Annotated in this window: 16 protein-coding genes; 6 read left to right on the forward strand and 10 right to left on the reverse strand. The window is 69.7% G+C overall.

Annotated features, from left to right (window positions below):
- Positions 1 to 12 precede the first annotated feature (12 nt).
- Complete coding sequence (locus ASF63_RS05455; RefSeq protein ID WP_056510497.1) at positions 13 to 1,677, reverse strand: ABC transporter substrate-binding protein; 1,665 nt, start codon at positions 1,675 to 1,677, stop codon at positions 13 to 15.
- 167 nt (positions 1,678 to 1,844) lie between these two features.
- Here ASF63_RS05455 and ASF63_RS05460 point away from each other — a divergent pair, with 167 nt between their 5' ends.
- Positions 1,845 to 2,492 (forward strand): TetR/AcrR family transcriptional regulator, encoded by a 648-nt coding sequence (locus ASF63_RS05460; RefSeq protein ID WP_056510500.1) that lies wholly within the window; start codon positions 1,845 to 1,847, stop codon positions 2,490 to 2,492.
- 10 nt (positions 2,493 to 2,502) lie between these two features.
- Positions 2,503 to 3,717, forward strand: coding sequence for an amidohydrolase (locus ASF63_RS05465; RefSeq protein WP_056510503.1), 1,215 nt, complete (start codon positions 2,503 to 2,505; stop codon positions 3,715 to 3,717).
- A 10-nt stretch (positions 3,718 to 3,727) separates the two neighbouring features.
- On the opposite strand, the gene ASF63_RS05470 is transcribed toward ASF63_RS05465, so the two are convergent.
- From ASF63_RS05470 to ASF63_RS05500, 7 genes are all read right to left on the reverse strand, one after another.
- Positions 3,728 to 4,315: a hypothetical protein gene (locus ASF63_RS05470; protein ID WP_235559930.1), complete on the reverse strand. Its 588-nt coding sequence runs from the start codon at positions 4,313 to 4,315 to the stop codon at positions 3,728 to 3,730.
- A gap of 153 nt (positions 4,316 to 4,468) precedes the next feature.
- Positions 4,469 to 5,554: a GTP 3',8-cyclase MoaA gene (moaA, locus tag ASF63_RS05475; RefSeq protein ID WP_056310236.1), complete on the reverse strand. Its 1,086-nt coding sequence runs from the start codon at positions 5,552 to 5,554 to the stop codon at positions 4,469 to 4,471.
- 278 nt (positions 5,555 to 5,832) lie between these two features.
- Positions 5,833 to 6,573 (reverse strand): hypothetical protein, encoded by a 741-nt coding sequence (locus ASF63_RS05480; protein WP_157534243.1) that lies wholly within the window; start codon positions 6,571 to 6,573, stop codon positions 5,833 to 5,835.
- Positions 6,574 to 6,788: 215 nt separating this feature from the next.
- Positions 6,789 to 7,844: a sulfate/molybdate ABC transporter ATP-binding protein gene (locus ASF63_RS05485; protein ID WP_056512706.1), complete on the reverse strand. Its 1,056-nt coding sequence runs from the start codon at positions 7,842 to 7,844 to the stop codon at positions 6,789 to 6,791.
- Positions 7,841 to 8,629 carry a molybdate ABC transporter permease subunit gene (modB, locus tag ASF63_RS05490; RefSeq protein WP_056510511.1) on the reverse strand — a complete coding sequence of 263 codons (789 nt, stop codon included), beginning with the start codon at positions 8,627 to 8,629 and terminating at the stop codon, positions 7,841 to 7,843. The genes ASF63_RS05485 and modB overlap by 4 nt, the downstream gene beginning before the upstream one ends.
- A complete protein-coding gene (gene modA, locus ASF63_RS05495; RefSeq protein WP_056510513.1) occupies positions 8,626 to 9,405 on the reverse strand; it encodes a molybdate ABC transporter substrate-binding protein in 780 nt (259 codons plus the stop codon). Before modA ends, modB begins: the two co-directional genes overlap by 4 nt.
- 3 nt (positions 9,406 to 9,408) lie before the next feature.
- Complete coding sequence (locus tag ASF63_RS05500; RefSeq protein ID WP_056510520.1) at positions 9,409 to 9,801, reverse strand: TOBE domain-containing protein; 393 nt, start codon at positions 9,799 to 9,801, stop codon at positions 9,409 to 9,411.
- A gap of 242 nt (positions 9,802 to 10,043) precedes the next feature.
- Between ASF63_RS05500 and ASF63_RS05505 the strand changes: the two genes are divergently transcribed.
- Genes ASF63_RS05505 through ASF63_RS05520 form a run of 4 tightly spaced genes read left to right on the forward strand, consistent with a single transcriptional unit; the run spans position 10,044 to position 12,785 of the window.
- Entirely contained in the window at positions 10,044 to 10,814 is a 771-nt protein-coding gene (locus tag ASF63_RS05505; RefSeq protein WP_056510523.1) for a HesA/MoeB/ThiF family protein, read from the forward strand.
- Positions 10,811 to 12,058 (forward strand): gephyrin-like molybdotransferase Glp, encoded by a 1,248-nt coding sequence (gene glp / locus ASF63_RS05510; RefSeq protein ID WP_056510526.1) that lies wholly within the window; start codon positions 10,811 to 10,813, stop codon positions 12,056 to 12,058. The genes ASF63_RS05505 and glp overlap by 4 nt, the downstream gene beginning before the upstream one ends.
- Positions 12,055 to 12,534: a cyclic pyranopterin monophosphate synthase MoaC gene (gene moaC, locus ASF63_RS05515; protein WP_056510537.1), complete on the forward strand. Its 480-nt coding sequence runs from the start codon at positions 12,055 to 12,057 to the stop codon at positions 12,532 to 12,534. The genes glp and moaC overlap by 4 nt, the downstream gene beginning before the upstream one ends.
- Positions 12,531 to 12,785: a MoaD/ThiS family protein gene (locus tag ASF63_RS05520; protein ID WP_056510540.1), complete on the forward strand. Its 255-nt coding sequence runs from the start codon at positions 12,531 to 12,533 to the stop codon at positions 12,783 to 12,785. The genes moaC and ASF63_RS05520 overlap by 4 nt, the downstream gene beginning before the upstream one ends.
- A 13-nt stretch (positions 12,786 to 12,798) precedes the next feature.
- On the opposite strand, the gene ASF63_RS05525 is transcribed toward ASF63_RS05520, so the two are convergent.
- The gene (locus ASF63_RS05525; RefSeq protein WP_056510543.1) at positions 12,799 to 13,239 is read right to left on the reverse strand and encodes a molybdenum cofactor biosynthesis protein MoaE; all 441 of its coding nucleotides are present in this window, start codon (positions 13,237 to 13,239) and stop codon (positions 12,799 to 12,801) included.
- Positions 13,236 to 13,724, reverse strand: a complete 489-nt coding sequence (locus tag ASF63_RS05530) for a molybdenum cofactor biosynthesis protein B (RefSeq protein ID WP_056510546.1) — start codon at positions 13,722 to 13,724, stop codon at positions 13,236 to 13,238. The genes ASF63_RS05525 and ASF63_RS05530 overlap by 4 nt, the downstream gene beginning before the upstream one ends.
- Positions 13,725 to 13,755: the final 31 nt, after the last annotated feature.

Below are 13,755 nucleotides of genomic sequence, written 5' to 3' on the forward strand. Positions count from 1 at the left end.
CGCCGGGACTGCTTACTCGGCCGGCTTCAGCTTCGTGAGGATCATCACGATGTTCTGCTGCGTCGGGTCACCCGAGGCGTAGGGGTCGTCCTCGGACGGCCATCCCACGTAGTTGCGGGTGTTGTACTCGCCGAGCAGCGGGTGCGCTCCGAGCGGGATCGCCGGCACCTGGTCGACGAAGATCTGCTCGAGAGTGGTGATCGCCGCGGTGCGCTCCTCGTCGGACGACGCGTTCGCGTAGGTGTTCAGCGCCTCGGTGGCCGCCGGGTCCTCGAAGCGTCCGAAGTTGAATCCTGCGATGCCCTCGGGCGAGATCCAGCGCGGGTCCATGGTCGAGGTGTAGAGGCCGTAGGCCGTGCCGCTGTCCTCGAGCCAGTGGATGATCGCCGAGAAGGTGCCCTCGTCGCGGGGACCGGCCCAGCCGCCCCAGTCGGGCATGTCGATCTTGACCTCGGCGCCGATCGCCTCGGTGATGTCCTCGGCGATGAGCTCCTGCGCGGTGTTCCAGTCGCTCCATCCCGAGGGGACCGAGAGGGTGAACGAGACGGGCGTGCCTTCGGGGTCGACCAGTGCGTCGTCCTTCCAGGTGTAACCGGCATCCTCGAGGATCCCGCGCGCCTTCTCGGCATCGACCGAGTAGTCCTGGCCTTCGAACTCGGGCTGGATCTCGTCTTCGAGGATCGAGGACAGACCGGTGACGGACCAGACCGGCTCGCTGGCACCCTCACGGGCGATGTCGACGTAGGCGTCGCGGTCGATCACCCAGGCGAGCGCCTTGCGGAACGCGACGTCGTCGAACGGCTTCTGCTGCAGGTTCATGAACAGCGTCGCGGAGCCGGTGGTCGGGGCCACGTAGAACTTGTTGTGCTCGGGGTCCGCGTCGAGGAACTGCTCCTGGATCTGCGGGATGAACGCCTGCGCCCAGTCGGCCTCGCCCTGCGCGAGCGCGGTGGTGAGTGCCGTGTTGTCGCCGTACGAGACGTAGTGCAGCTCGGGCACGGCGAGGTCGCCGCCCCAGTAGTCGTCGCGGGCCTCGAGCGTGACCGACTCGGTCGACCAGTTCGACAGCGCGTAGGGACCGGTGCCGACCAGGTCGTCGCCCTTGACCGGGTCGGTCGCGGGCTCGTCGAACTTCTCCCAGATGTGCTTCGGCACGATGGGCACGTGCAGCACGCGGGCCTGGTTGACGTACTTCGACTCCCCGAAGGTGAGCGTGACGGCGTCGCCCTCGACGGTCGCGCCCTCGAACTTGAGGCCGGCGGTGTCGAGCTCCGGCGTCGAGACGAGCTCGTAGGTGAAGACGATGTCGTCGGCGGTGAACGGCTCGCCGTCGCTCCAGGTGACGTCCTTGCGAGGCACGACCGTGACCGCGGTGTAGTCGTCGTTCCACTCGATGCTCTCGGCGAGCCAGGGCGTGACCTCGCGGTCACCGGTCTGGTTCACGAGGCCCAGCGTCTCGAAGATGACCTTGCCGTAGCCGTACTTCGAGGCCGACGAGTCGCCGACGTACGGGTTGTTCGACTCGGTGGTGATCGCGCCGTCTGGCTTGGCGATCGTCAGAGCGGCGCCGTCTCCGGAGCCGCTGTCGTTCGATCCGCCGGCGGCGCAGCCGGCGAGGGCCGAGATGCTGAGGGCGGAGATCGCCGCGACAGCGATCAGGGACTTTCTGAGCTTCATTGCTTCTCCTTGGGCACGGGTCGTTGTGCTGTGTTGCTGTCGGTGCTCGGGCATCCGACCTGTCTTTGCTTACTGGCGAGAAAGTAAGCTGGTGCGAGGTTACTCGTTGGTAAGTAGAGTTGGCAAGTACGATCCAGTGCAGGATTCTGTGCAGAAGAGGATGGACCATGTCGAAGGATGCTGTCGCCCACACGTCCGTCCGGCCTGCCACCCGCGAGAAGCGGGAGCAGATCCTCAAGGCAGCCGTCGAGATCTTCGGCAACAAGGGCTCGACCAATGGCACTCTCGCCGATGTCGCCGAGCAGGTCGGCATCACCCACGCGGGCGTGCTGCACCACTTCGGCTCGAAGCAGAAGCTGCTGCTCGAGGTGCTCGCCTACCGCGACCAGGCCGACGTGGCCGAGCTCGCCGAGAAGCACATCCCCGGTGGCCCCGAGCTCTTCCTGCACCTGGTGCGCACGGCGATCGCCAACGAGCGGCGCCCCGGCATCGTGCAGGCGTACACGGTCCTGTCCTCCGAATCCGTGACCGACAACCATCCCGGTCGCGAGTACTTCGAAGAGCGCTACACGACGCTGCGCCGCGAGGTGACCGACGCATTCCATCTGCTGTGCGCGCAGGAGGGCGTCAGCGAGCCCGAGACGGTCGCTGCCGCAGCCGCCGGCATCCTCGCCGTGATGGACGGGTTGCAGCTGCAGTGGCTGCTGCACCGCGACGTCGTCGACCTGGGTGAGGCGAGCGAGTTCGCGATCCGCGCCATCGTGAACGGCGTGCTGCACCCCGGACCCACACTGGAGTCCTACCGCCGCGACTAGGCTCGGGGCCATGACGATCGACCTCGAAGCGCTCTACATCGACCTGCACCAGCACCCTGAGCTCTCGTTCCAGGAGACGCGCACCGCCGGCATCGCCGCCGGCCACCTGCGGGATCTCGGGCTCGAGGTGCACGAGGGAATCGGTGTCACGGGAGTCGTCGGAGTTCTGAAGAACGGCGACGGTCCGGTCGTGTGGGTGCGCGCCGACATGGACGCGCTGCCCGTCGGCGAGGAGACCGGACTCGCCTATGCGAGCACGGCGACCGGCATCGACCCCGCAGGCAACACGGTTCCCGTCATGCACGCCTGCGGTCACGACATGCACGTCACCGCGATGATTGGCGCCGTCGAGAAGCTCGTCGCCGAGAAGGCGGACTGGTCGGGAACCGTGGTCGTGCTGATCCAGCCTGCTGAGGAGTACGGCGCCGGCTCCCGCGCGATGCTCGACGACGGTCTGCGCGACCTCGTGCCGCATCCCGACGTCGTGCTCGGCCAGCACGTCACTCCCCTGCCCGCCGGAACCATCGGCGTGCGTCCCGGCACGCAGATGGCGGCATCCGACGGCCTGACCGTCACCCTTCACGGACGCGGCGGACACGGCTCGCGCCCGCACTCGACCATCGACCCCGTCGTGATGGCCGCAGCGACCGTCATGCGCCTGCAGACCATCGCCTCCCGCGAGGTCGACCCGCGCGACGTCGCCGTCGTGACCGTGGGATCGATCCACGCGGGCCTCAAGAACAACATCATCCCTGCCGAGGCGAAGCTCGAGCTCAGCCTCCGCTACCCGAACGACGAGATGCGCGACAAGGTGCTCGCGAGCGTCGAGCGCATCGTGCGCGCCGAGGCTGCGGCATCCGGCGCCGAGCGCGAGCCCGAGATCCGCACCGACCACACCCTGCCGCCCACGATCAACGACGCCGATGCCACGGCACGCGTCACGTCGGCGCTGCAGCGCGCGCTGGGCGAGGCGTCGGTGATCGACCCCGGCATGTTCACCGGCAGTGAAGACGTCTCGTGGTTCGCCCGTGACACCGGAGCGCCGCTCGTGTTCTGGTTCTGGGGTGGCGTCGATGCGGCGAAGTTCGCTGAGTCAGCGGCGGCCGGCACCCTCGACAAGGACATCCCGACCAACCACTCGCCGTTCTTCGCGCCCGAGATCCACCCGACGATCGAGGTCGGCGTCACGGCACTGTCGGCGGCGGCGCGCGAGTTCCTCGACTGAGGCTGTTCCGCTAGCTCGGCGGTCCCGGCACGCAGCCCTGCGGTTCGGAGTTGCCGCTGACGACGAAGTCGCCGCAGGTCAGGAAATGCTCCTGGTTCGCGCCGAGCGCGAACGAGGCCACGCCGACCACGACGACCGCGATCACCACGAGGAATCGCCGGCCTCGACTGATGTCCTCGCCGAACTCCGGCCACATGACGCGGGCGAGCACCCAGATCGTGGCAGGCACGCTCAGCAACGCCACGAAGACGGCCAGGAGGTCGATCACGACCGTCAGCACATCGTCGGAGTCCAGGGGCACGAACGACAGCACCAGCCAGAGGGACGGCACCAGCAGAGCGAGCGCCTTGAGAACCCGCGGCCTCCCCCGAGGCTGGAAGAGCACCACGATCAGCGCACCGACCGATGCCGCCCACACAGTGAGCAGCTGATCGAAGAAGAAGGTCCCCCACGCGCCCAGTGTGAACGCCGGCCACCAGACCGCGATGCTCATGGCGATGATGACGACGCCGGTCGCGCGGGCAGATGCAGGCGAGCGCGCCGGAGCGAGGCGGTCACTGCCGGCGTGGCGCGAGTCGTCGGATGGTGGGCTGCTCACGAGCTCACGGTAACAGCCGACACGACGCCGCCGCCGTCAGGCAGCGCCGCCGTTCACAATTCAGGAAGAACGCGTCGGCTCGGATCGGATTCGTGTCCCGCGAGAGCGGAACGCGCGTTCTCTGCTGCGTTGTGAACGCGAAGCGGGGCTGACTCAGCCGCCGATGGCGTTCATGCCGCGGGCGGGCTGCAGGAATGACGGGTCGTTGATCGCGTGTCCCGGCAGCTTGCCGTGCACGCAGGAGCGGAGCATGTCGGCGATCCCGCCGGCACGCCGGGCGGAGTCGGATGCCCCGTCGCCGCGCAGCACGCCGATCAGGTCGTACTCGGCGTTGGAGAACAGGCAGTTGCGCAGCTGTCCGTCGGCGGTCAGGCGCAGGCGGTCGCACGCGCCGCAGAAGGGTGCGGTGACCGAGGCGATGACACCGACCTCGTGCGGCCCTCCGTCGATGCGCCACTTCTCGGCGGGTGCACCGCCGCGACCGGGAACGGGCTCGAGGCTCCATCTTGCGCTGAGCTTCTCAAGGATCTCCTCGCGCGTGACCATCGAGGCGCGATCCCAGGTGTGCCCGGCGTCGAGCGGCATCTGCTCGATGAAGCGCAGCTGCGCTCCGACCTCCATCGCGAACGCGACCAGGTCGGGCAGCTCGTCGTCGTTCACACCGCGCATGGCGACGGTGTTGAGCTTGAGCGGGCGGAGTTCGGATGCCGCCGCTGCCGCGATGCCCTCGAACACGTCGTCGATGCGATCCCGGCGAGTGAGGTCGGCGAAGCGCTGACGGTCGACCGTGTCGATGCTGATGTTCAAACGTGTGAGCCCGGCGTCGATCAGCGCGGGCAGGTGCTTCGCGAGCGTGATGCCGTTGGTGGTCATGGCGACCTCGACGGGGCCCTCGTCGCCCTGGATCGCGGAGACGCGGCGAACGACCTCGACGATGTCGGCGCGCAGCAGCGGTTCACCGCCCGTGAGCCGGAAGGTGCGGATGCCGAGCGAGGCCGCGACCTGCGCCACCTCGACGATCTCGTCGGTCGAGAGGATGCTCGTGCGCGCGAGCCATTCGTTGCCCTGCTCGGGCATGCAATACGTGCAGCGCAGCGAGCAGCGGTCGGTCAGCGAGATGCGCAGGTCACGGTGCACGCGACCGTGCGTGTCGACGAGTCCGTGCGACGCGGGCGCGGCGGCATCGATGACCGCGGCGCTCGGCGCCCGCATCCCGATCACGACCGGCACAGCCGTCATCGCTCGATCCCTCTCCCCGACATGTTCCGAGACTACCCGCGACTCCGGCGCCAAGGCCCGCGCGGCGACGACGACCGGCATATTGCCAGGTCGCAGACCTCCAGTGCGGGTGCTCAACGGTTTCGACTCGTCCCCGTGTGATTGTCGCCGCGCACCTGTCGGCGACGCCGTCTACTGCTGCGGTCGCTGTGGGGCCGTGAAAGCCAGAAGAGCTGGGGTCGAAGAATCGATTCCCAGCATTGCGGCTGCTGGCACCGCAAGCGCTGCCATCTTCTTGTTCATGAGATCTCCTTTGACTCAAATGGGTGGATCCACGCCCGCACTTCGAGCGCGCTTGCAGGCGCCGCACTCAGCGCCGGTGTCCAGTGTTTGACGATGCCGACGACGCGGTAGTCACCATTCGGACTCATCGCCTCTCCTGCCATGAGGAGGTTGTTGTCCCGGTCCTCATTGGCGAGAATCTCGTCCGCGCGTCGGAGCATGGCCGTGGTGTTCTGAGAGTGGACAACGACCAGGCAAGCGCCCAGAAGCGGCCCCAGCTCAGACTCGACGCGATCGACATCAGTGGCCGCGACAACGACTGCGAAATGCTCGGCGTCGTCCACCACGACGAAATGCAATGCTGCTTCTTTCTCGACCAGCTCGCCAGCGACCGACCGAGCGAGGGAGAGATCGATCCCGGCCCGGCTGCCAGCAGCAGAAGGCAAAGACAGAAGAGCCTGCGTACCCAATGACGGCGGCGGCGCAAGGACTGCGGCATTCTCAGCTACCGGAATGATGTCCCGAACTGCGACTGCTCCCTCGCGAACCCACACTCCTCGCGCCTCGACGTAGCCGTGGGTCAAGCGATCGAGATCCGAAGATGCTTCCAGGTGAATCCTGGCATCGTCCATAGCAAGGCGGGTCTCGGGTGACAGCGAGACCACCGGAATCAACCACGAGTCGTGTTCGTCGTGGCGGACGAGTCCGCGGGCTGCAACCGTGTCCCCCACTGTCGCCCCTCTCGAAGTGTCTGACATCGTCACCATCTCCTTTTCCTCGCACCGACGCTGGTGCAAGACCCTCCCAAGGTCCCATCGCTACCGTGCGGAGACGAGTTCTGGTCTTATCGGCCGCGTCCGAATGAAACTCTGACGGCAACGAGCCTTCTTCCTCCACACCCACCGCGACGCATATCGATATGAAGCGCTGTCAGCGGAGAATTCGATGCTTGATCACGAAAGCTGGGCGCAGCTCAGGGCACCGCGACGAACCGCACCAGGGCCGGGTCCACCCGCAGCCGAATCCGGTCACCGACCGCGACCCCTCCGGCAGCATCCAGCGACAGGTCGACCGCCCCGACATCGGTGTGCGCGCGCATGCCTCCCAGCGTGGGCTCGATGCGCGCGACCACAGCCGGCCACGACTCCGGGCCTGCCTCGGCAACCTGCACATCGCCCGGGCGGAAGACCGCGGCGAGCGCGACACCATCCGTCGCTGCGAGAGCACGCGAGGCCGGATCGTCACTGGTCAGCAGCACCTCGCCGCTGCGCCACGATCCGCCACTCGCGACGCCCACCAGGCGATTGACCCCGGCGATCGAGGCGACGAAACCGGATGCGGGTGAGGCGAGCACCTCGCGCACCGGCCCCTCCTGCGTCACCCGGCCCGCCTCGACGACGATCAGCCGGTCGGCGAGCGCGACGGCATCCGCAGCATCGTGCGTGACGGCGACGGTCGTGGTCGAGACGAGCTGGTCGCGCAGCATCCGCCTGATGTCTCCTGCCGTTTCGGGGTCGAGGGCGACGAGAGGTTCGTCGAGCAGCACGACGCGAGGGGATGCCGCGAGGGCACGCGCGACCGCGACCCGCTGCTGCTCACCGCCGGACAGCTCGTGCGGCATCCGCTCACCGGAGCCGGGGAGCCCGACCCGCGCGAGCCAGTCGTCGGCACCTGCTCGCGCAGCACGAGCTTCGACGCCCGCCGCACGCGGCCCGAACGCCACGTTCTCGCGCGCCGACAGATGGGGGAACAGCCGGGGCTCCTGCCCGAGCAGCACGACACCGCGGCGCATCGGCTCGGTCCGCACCCGTGGCTTGGAGACCCGGTCGACGACGCGACCCTCGACGGCGATCTCTCCCCCAGCCAGCGGCTCGAGCCCGGCGAGCGCCTGCAGCAGCGTCGACTTTCCGGCACCGCTCGGCCCCATCACCGCGACCGTCTCACCCGGCTCCACCTGCAGTGAGACATCGACCGTGAAGTGCTCCCGCGGCACGACCACATGAGCGTGCAGGCCGCCGACGGCGCTCATCGCGCAGCCCCCGGACGCCACCCGCGCACCAGCAGCAGCACGAGGATCGCGGTGGCGAGCAGCAGCAGCGCGAGAGCGACCGCGGCCCCCTGGGTCACCCCGGCGCCGTTGAAGGCGGTGTAGATCGCCAAGGGCATCGTCTGCGTGACGCCGGGGCGGTTGCCCGCGAAGAGCGCGGTGGCACCGAACTCCCCGATCGCCCGCGCGAAGCACAGCACCACGCCGGCCACGATTCCGGGGGCGGCAAGGGGCAGGGTGATGCGGCGCAGGATCGTCCAACGGCCGGCGCCGAGCGCGGCGGCGGTGCGCTCGTACTCGACCCCCGAGGTGCGCACGGCGCCTTCGACGGCCAGCACGAGGAAGGGCAGCGCCACGAAGGTCTGTGCGAGGACGACGGCCGGCGTGCTGAACGAGAGCCCGAGCCCGCCGAACCATCCCGCCCGGCCGAAGAGGTAGAGCAGAGCGACGCCGCCGACCATGGGCGGCAGCACGAGCGGAACCGTGACCGCCGCACGCAGCACGGCAGCCAGGCGCGGCCCCGAACGAGCGATCGTCAGCGCCAGCGGAACGCCGATCACGATGCACAGCAGTGTGGCGATGAGACCGGTGCCCAGCGACAGCAGCAGCGCCGAGCGCGCGGCCTCCGACGTGACGTCGGCGAGGAAGGTCGACCACTCCACTCGGGCTACCAGAGCCGCGAGCGGGAGGATGAGGAACGCGAGACCGATCAGCGCGGGGATGGCCAGTGCACGCGGCGCGTATCCGCGCGCTCCGGCCGCACTCACGGCGCTCCGAACCCGAAGTCGGCCAGGATGCGCTGCCCCTTGTCTGACAGCACGAAGGCGACGAACGCCTTGGCGGCCGCGGAGTTCGGGGCCTCGGACAGCGCCGCGATCGGATAGTGGTTGACGACCTCGTCGGCCCCGTCGGGCACGATCACCTCGACGTCGTCTCGTCCGATCGCATCGGTCGCGTACACGAGTCCGGCGTCGGCCTCGCCGGCTGCGACCTTGGTGAGCACAGCGGTCACGTTCTGCTCGAGGCTGGCCGCCTCGACCGTGACGCCCGCGTTCGAAATCAGGGTGGCGGATGCAGCACCGCACGGCACCTCGGGGGCGCACAGCACGGTGGTGACGTCGGCCAGGTCGGCGAGGGTCTCGACGCCGCCGGGGTTGCCGGTCGGCACCGCGATCACCAGAGTGTTCGACGCGAACAGCGTCGGGTCGACCGCGGCATCCTCGAGCTTGTCCATGTTCGCCTCGTCGGCGGAGGCGAACACATCGGCCGGGGCACCCTCGAGCAGCTGGGTGACCAGCGTCGAAGAGCCGTCGTACACGCCGCTGACCTCCACGTCGGGGTTCGCCTCGGTGAACGCCGCACCGATCTCATCGAACGCGCCAGAGAGCGAGGCCGCCGCATACACCGTGAGCTCACCGCCCACGGCGCTCCCGGATGCCTCGCCGGTGGCGGTCGGCGACTCGGCACCGGCGGCGCACCCCGTGAGGGCGAGCGCTGCGGCGGTCACGACGACCGACACGGCGCGGCGGAGAGTGCGGCTCATGGGTCAGCCCTTCGGCACTTCGACGACGACGTTGGTGGCCTTCACGGAAGCGGTGGCGAGCGAGCCCACCTCGAGGTTCAGCTCGCGGGCAGCCTCGGCCGACATGAGCGAGACGACGCGGTGGGGCCCGGACTGCAGGTCGACCTGCGCCATGACTCCGTCGATCTGCACGCGGGTCACGATGCCGACGAAGCGGTTGCGGGCGCTCGAGAGCGCGTGATTCGCCTCCTGCACCTCCTCGGTGAGCTGCATAGCGCGGGCGGCGAGAGCGTCTCCGGGGATCTCGGCAGGCACAGCGTCGGTCGTCGGCAGCAGGCCCTGATCGACCCAGCGCCGCACGGTGTCGTCGCTCACCCCCAGCAACTGGGCGGCGCGGGAGATCCGAAAGGTCTGCATGCGTGAACGTTACCGCAGGAGCGGATACTGAGACGAAAAAGATCCGCATCCGCGGAAAACATGTCGTGACCCGCCCGCGGGGCGCCCGACGGCGCTGTGCACTCTTCAGCACGGACACCCGGGAACGTCCCCCATCTCTCCGCTGTGACGCCGGAACCCGCTCCCCGGTGCTGAATCGTGAACGCGAGTGCGGGATCGTGACCGCAGCCCCGCCCCCGCACGTCCGGGCATAGCCTGGGGACATGCAGCCGCTCGTCGCCCCCGCGCCCGCTCTCGACCCGGCAGAACTCGTCCGCACCGCCAGGCACGCGGTGCTCGCGGGCATCGGAGAAGAGGGGCAGCGCCGCCTCGCCGCAGCCCACGTCACCGTGGTCGGGGCCGGCGGCATCGGCTCCCCCGTGCTTCTCGCACTGGCTGCGGCCGGAGTCGGCAGCATCACCGTGATCGATGACGACATCGTGGAACTGACGAATCTGCAGCGCCAGCTCGCCCACCGCGTCGAAGACATCGGCAGACCGAAGACCGCTTCGGCGGCGCGCGCGATCACCGCTCTGTCGCCAGGGGCAGAGGTCGTGACGGCGGCGGAGCGACTCGATTCCGAGAACGCCGAGCGCCTGTTCGCCGGCGCCGACATCGTGGTCGACACGAGCGACTCCTTCGCCACACGACGCGATGTGGCCGCCGCTGCCGAAGCCCTCGGCATCCCCCTCGTCTGGGGAGCCGTGCAGGAGTGGCACGCGCAGGCGACCGTGTTCTGGTCGGATCCGCCCGAGGGACACGCGCCGGTCGTGCTCGCGGACCTGTTCCCCCTCGGCACCGAGGGCGAGCCGCCCAGCTGCGCTCAGGTCGGCGTGCTCGGCGCCCTGTGCGTGCAGGTGGGCGGGATGCTGGCGGGGGAGGTCGTGAAGCTCATCACCGGCGCGGGCGAGCCGCTGCTCGGACGCCTCGCCATGATCGACGCCCTCAACTCGAGGCAGCACGAGATCGCGATCCGTTCGGCGGTGTCGGCATGAGCGCCGCGAACGGCAGTCGCCGCACGGTCGAGGAGCAGCTCGCTCTCGTTCTCGACGCCGTGCGCGTCCTCCCGACCGAGAGTCGCGCCATTCGCGACGCCGCCCATCGCACCCTCGCGGAGCCCGCGACGGCGGCCCACGACATCCCCCTCTTCGACAACTCGGCGATGGATGGCTTCGCGGTGCGAGCGGCCGACGTCGCCGCAGCATCCGCCGACAACCCGGTGGTGCTGCGCGTGGTCGCCGATCTGCCCGCCGGGGTGTCCGACGACCCGCCTCTGAATGCCGGCGAGGCCGCGCGGATCATGACCGGGTCACCGACGCCGAGCGCCGCCGATGCGATCGTGCCCTTCGAGGACACCGCCGGAGGACTCGCCGACTCGCTGGGCGAGGTGCGGGTGCTGCGAGCGCCGGCCACACCGGGTGCCTTCATCCGCCGCCACGGCGCCGACCTGCACGCGGGCGATGTCGTCGTGCTCGCCGGCGAGCGCCTCGGAGCGTTCCGGCTCGCGGCCGCCGTCGCCGCCGGCGTGGAGACCGTCTCGGTGACCCGTGCGCCACGAGTGGCCGTGGTCTCGACGGGCAGCGAGCTGCTGTCGCCCGGAGAGCCCGCCGCCCGTGGTCGCATCCCCGACTCGAACGGCCCCCTGCTCGAACTCCTCGTCGCGGATGCCGATGCCGAGGTCGTTCTCGTGGCGCGCGTCACGGACGACGCCGACGCCGTGCGCACCGTCACCGCGACCGCCGTCGAACGCGGTGCCGACGTGATCGTGTTCACGGGCGGCGTCAGCGCCGGAGCCTACGAGCCGGTGCGCGGCGCCTTCGACGGACAGGGTGCCGTCGAATTCGCGAGCGTCGCGATGCAACCGGGCAAACCGCAGGCTTTCGGCGCGCTCGACTCCGGCACGCTCGTGTTCGGGCTGCCCGGCAACCCGGTCAGCGTCGCGGTCTCGTTCGAGGTCTTCGTGCGGCCAGCGCTGCTCGCGCTGCAGGGTCGCTCCGAGATCCATCGCGCTCGCGCATCCTTCACGGCGGATGCCGCGTGGACCCCCCCGCCCGGGCGCCGCCAGTACCTCCCCGCCGTCGTAGACCTCGCGAACCGGACGGTTCGCCCCGCGACCGCCGGAGGATCCGGGTCGCACCTGGCCGGCGGCCTCGCCCGGGCACGCGCGTTCGCGATCGTGCCCGCCGAGGTCGAGGCCGTCGCCGTGGGCGACGCGATCGATGTCATGCTGGTCGAATGAGTTTCACGCACCTCGACTCGGCCGGTCATGCGCACATGGTCGATGTGACCGCCAAGCAGCCGACCGTCCGCACAGCCACCGCCCGCGGCTTCGTGCGCTGCAGCCCCGAGGTCATCGCGGCGCTGCGCGACGGCACCGCCCCCAAGGGCGACGTGCTCGCGGTCGCCCGCATCGCCGGCATCCAGGCCGCGAAGTCGACTCCTGCCCTGCTGCCCCTCGCCCACGTGATCGGCGTGCACCGCGCGAACGTCGAGCTCGACATCGTCGACGACGGCGTGCACGTCGAGGCGACCGTCGGCACCGCCGACCGCACCGGCGTCGAGATGGAAGCTCTGACGGCCGTCTCGGTGAGCGCTCTCGCGATCGTCGACATGATCAAGGGACTCGACCGCTCGGTCGTCATCGAAGACGTGCGCATCGTCGCGAAGTCGGGCGGACGCTCGGGCGATTGGGTGCGCGAAGGCGAGATCCGATGACCGCGCCGCTGACGACGACCGTCCGCGTGCGCTACTTCGCGGCCGCCGCAGAGGCTGCGGGCACCGACTCCGAGGAACGCGGCGAAGGTTCGCTCGAGCAGCTCCGCGCGGCGGTCGTGGCCGAGCACCCGGCACTCGCCGACATCCTGCCGCGCTGCGCGGTCATGGTCGACGGCGTCCGCAGCGACGACGACCGATCGCTCGACGGTGCTCAGCTGATCGACGTACTCCCGCCGTTCGCCGGAGGCTAGGCCGCAGGTCGGCTCAGCCGCCGATGCCCTTCCACGACGTCGATCCGTCGGACTCGACCTGACGCTTCCACACGGGCAGCGAGGTCTTGATGTCCTCGATGATCGCGCGGCACACCTCGAAGGCCTCGGCGCGATGCTCGGCGGCGACCGCGATCACGACGGCCGCATCGCCCACGTCGAGCCGTCCGATGCGATGGGTCACTGCGACCGCCACGCGGGCGTCGCCGACGGCATCCGCTGCCGCCTCCTCCGCGATTCGCCGCAGCGTGGCCTCGGCGTCGGGGTGCGAGCTGTACTCGAGCCCGACGACAGGCGTCTCGGCATCGGGGTCGTTGTCGCGCACCCGGCCGATGAAGGTCGTCACGCCGCCCAGCGCAGGGTCCTCGACGGCGGTGAGATGAGCGTCGACGTCGAGACGCCGGTCGGAGATCGCGGCGATCCGCACCTCGTTCATGCGTGGTCACCGCCCTCGACCTGGTCGACCACGTGTCTCGCGACAGTCAGCACCACGGGGACTCCGGATGCCACGGCACGCGTGGATCCCGGCAGGTTCACGACGAGCGCTCCGGCCGGGTCGACGACACCGGCGAGTCCGCGGGAGAGCACCGACAGCGGGGTGTCGGAGAGGCCGCTGCGACGCAGCTCCTCGGCGATTCCCGGCACCTCGCGGGTGATCACCTGACGGGTGCCCTCGGGGGTCTCATCTCGGGGGCTGACTCCTGTGCCGCCCGTCGTCACGATCAGCCGCACACCGCGCGCGACCGCTCGGCGCAGTGCATCGGCGACGGAGGCCGCCCCGTCGGGGATGACCTCGGCATCAGGACAATGCCACCCGGCTTCCCGCAGCAGACCGACCGCGATCGGCCCGCCCCTGTCTTCGCGTTCCCCGGCGAACGAGCGGTCCGAGACGGTGATCACGCAGGCGGGGAGCGACGTCATGGCTCCACCCTAGGTGGTGCCCCGCAGCGAC

The sequence above is a fragment of the Microbacterium sp. Leaf320 genome (genome assembly GCF_001423485.1).
Classification (GTDB): Bacteria; Actinomycetota; Actinomycetes; order Actinomycetales; family Microbacteriaceae; genus Microbacterium.

Bases quoted from the DNA above. Each gene is read 5' to 3' on its own strand.
- ASF63_RS05455 (WP_056510497.1), bottom strand. From the start codon at position 1,677: ATGAAGCTCAGAAAGTCCCTGATCGCTGTCGCGGCGATCTCCGCCCTC.
- ASF63_RS05460 (WP_056510500.1), top strand. From the start codon at position 1,845: ATGTCGAAGGATGCTGTCGCCCACACGTCCGTCCGGCCTGCCACCCGC.
- ASF63_RS05465 (WP_056510503.1), top strand. From the start codon at position 2,503: ATGACGATCGACCTCGAAGCGCTCTACATCGACCTGCACCAGCACCCT.
- moaA (WP_056310236.1), bottom strand. From the start codon at position 5,554: ATGACGGCTGTGCCGGTCGTGATCGGGATGCGGGCGCCGAGCGCCGCG.
- ASF63_RS05480 (WP_157534243.1), bottom strand. From the start codon at position 6,573: ATGTCAGACACTTCGAGAGGGGCGACAGTGGGGGACACGGTTGCAGCC.
- ASF63_RS05485 (WP_056512706.1), bottom strand. From the start codon at position 7,844: ATGAGCGCCGTCGGCGGCCTGCACGCTCATGTGGTCGTGCCGCGGGAG.
- modA (WP_056510513.1), bottom strand. From the start codon at position 9,405: ATGAGCCGCACTCTCCGCCGCGCCGTGTCGGTCGTCGTGACCGCCGCA.
- ASF63_RS05500 (WP_056510520.1), bottom strand. From the start codon at position 9,801: ATGCAGACCTTTCGGATCTCCCGCGCCGCCCAGTTGCTGGGGGTGAGC.
- ASF63_RS05505 (WP_056510523.1), top strand. From the start codon at position 10,044: ATGCAGCCGCTCGTCGCCCCCGCGCCCGCTCTCGACCCGGCAGAACTC.
- glp (WP_056510526.1), top strand. From the start codon at position 10,811: ATGAGCGCCGCGAACGGCAGTCGCCGCACGGTCGAGGAGCAGCTCGCT.
- moaC (WP_056510537.1), top strand. From the start codon at position 12,055: ATGAGTTTCACGCACCTCGACTCGGCCGGTCATGCGCACATGGTCGAT.
- ASF63_RS05520 (WP_056510540.1), top strand. From the start codon at position 12,531: ATGACCGCGCCGCTGACGACGACCGTCCGCGTGCGCTACTTCGCGGCC.
- ASF63_RS05525 (WP_056510543.1), bottom strand. From the start codon at position 13,239: ATGAACGAGGTGCGGATCGCCGCGATCTCCGACCGGCGTCTCGACGTC.
- ASF63_RS05530 (WP_056510546.1), bottom strand. From the start codon at position 13,724: ATGACGTCGCTCCCCGCCTGCGTGATCACCGTCTCGGACCGCTCGTTC.